Source organism: Erwinia plantamica (assembly GCF_043420595.1).
In the GTDB taxonomy this organism is placed as follows: Bacteria; Pseudomonadota; Gammaproteobacteria; order Enterobacterales; family Enterobacteriaceae; genus Erwinia; species Erwinia aeris.
In genome coordinates this window covers 1-311 of record NZ_JBGCUC010000151.1, presented here as the reverse complement: position 1 = coordinate 311, position 311 = coordinate 1, and the positions used below count along the sequence as shown (strand labels likewise).

At 54.0% G+C, this 311-nt stretch carries 1 rRNA gene; it reads left to right on the top strand.

What is annotated here, in order from left to right:
• Positions 1–311, top strand: a 23S ribosomal RNA gene (locus tag AB3U87_RS22570); the annotation flags it as partial.

The window sequence follows — 311 nt, the reverse complement described above, 5'->3', positions numbered from 1 at the left end:
GAAAGGCGTAGTCGATGGGAAACAGGTTAATATTCCTGTACTCGGTGTTACTGCGAAGGGGGGACGGAGAAGGCTATGTTGGCCGGGCGACGGTTGTCCCGGTTTAAGCGTGTAGGCTTGTGTTCCAGGCAAATCCGGAACACTTTAAGGCTGAGGCGTGACGACGAGGCACTACGGTGCTGAAGCAACAGATGCCCTGCTTCCAGGAAAAGCCTCTAAGCTCCAGGTAACACGGAATCGTACCCCAAACCGACACAGGTGGTCAGGTAGAGAATACCAAGGCGCTTGAGAGAACTCGGGTGAAGGAACTA